1 protein-coding gene is annotated in these 1,385 nt (G+C 65.8%); it reads left to right on the forward strand.

Annotation, left to right across the window (positions count from 1 at the left end; translation table 11 throughout):
• Positions 1-1,336, forward strand: a 1,336-nt coding sequence (locus ACFYLW_RS16105) for an amidohydrolase family protein (protein WP_390183248.1), incomplete at its 5' end; no start/stop codon positions are given.
• Between the last annotated feature and the right edge of the window lie 49 nt (positions 1,337-1,385).

A 1,385-nucleotide genomic window follows, 5' to 3' on the forward strand; every position in this document is an offset into this window, starting at 1 on the left:
CATGACTGTCGATGACCTGATCCTTGTGAGCGTGGACGATCACGTGATTGAGCCTCCTGGGGCGTTCACGCCGCACTGGCCGGCGCATCTGAAGGGCCGCGAGCCGAAGATCGAGCAGAGGGACGGCCGCGACGTCTGGATGTTCGAGGAGAAGGCGGCGGGCTACATGGGGCTGAACTCGGTGGTGGGCCGTCCCAAGGAAGAATACGGGATGGAGCCGCTCAACTACGAGCAGATGCGCCGGGGCACCTGGGACATCAAGGCGCGGGTGGAGGACATGGACGCCAACGGCATCCTGGGGTCGCTCTGCTTCCCGACCTTCCCGGGCTTCGCCGGGGCGCGTTTCCAGACGGCGTCGCGCCAGGACCCCGAAGTCGCCCTGGCGGCCATCCGGGCCTACAACGACTGGCACTGCTTTGACTGGGCGGGCGCAGCGCCGGGGCGCTTCATTCCGCTGATGCTGACGCCCTTCTGGGACATGCAGGCGGCGGTGGCCGAGGTGGAGCGGATGGTCAAGCTGGGCGTGCACGCCCTGTCCTTCTCGGACAATCCGGCGCTGTCGGGCTGGCCGTCGATCCATGATCCCTATTGGGATCCGCTGTGGAAGGTCTGCGCCGACAACCAGGTGGTGATCTGCTGCCACATCGGCACGGGGGCGGCGGCGAACCACGCCTCGGACCTGTCGCCGATCGACGCCTGGATCACCTCGATGCCGATCTCGATCGCCAACTCGGCGGCCGACTGGATCTGGGGGCCGATGTGGAAGAAGTTCCCGACGCTGAAGATGGCGCTGTCGGAAGGCGGGATCGGCTGGATTCCGTATCTGCTGGAGCGGGCTGACTTCACCCACGGTCACCACAACGCCTGGACCAACTCCAACTTCGGCCCCGGCAAGATGCCGAGCGACATCTACAAGAAACACATCATCAGCTGCTTCATCGAGGACAAGTTCGGCCTGGCGAACCTGGACTACATCGGCGAGGACATGGTCATGTACGAGTGCGACTATCCGCACTCCGATTCCGTCTGGCCGCACTCGGCCGACAAGCTGTGGGCCGATCTTCAGGGCCTGTCGCGCGAGACTATCGACAAGATCACCCACATCAATGCGATGCGGGAGTTCTCCTATGATCCCTTCTCGGTGCTGAAGCGCGAGGACTGCACGGTCGGCGCCCTCAAGCGCAAGGCGGCGGCGGTGCCGGTGGACACCGATCCCCTGCTGGGGCTCGGCGGGGCCGCGCCGCAGCGTGAGGCGGGCAAGCCGGTGACCTCGGGCGACATCAACCGCATGTTCGAGAACGCTTCGGCGGAATCGACGGTCTCGGGCCGTCGCTAGGCGCGCTCTCTCCCCGGAGCGCCCACTGAAACGCCCGCCGGAACACTCC

Source organism: Brevundimonas sp. NPDC007368 (assembly GCF_042869015.1).
Classification (GTDB): Bacteria; Pseudomonadota; Alphaproteobacteria; order Caulobacterales; family Caulobacteraceae; genus Brevundimonas.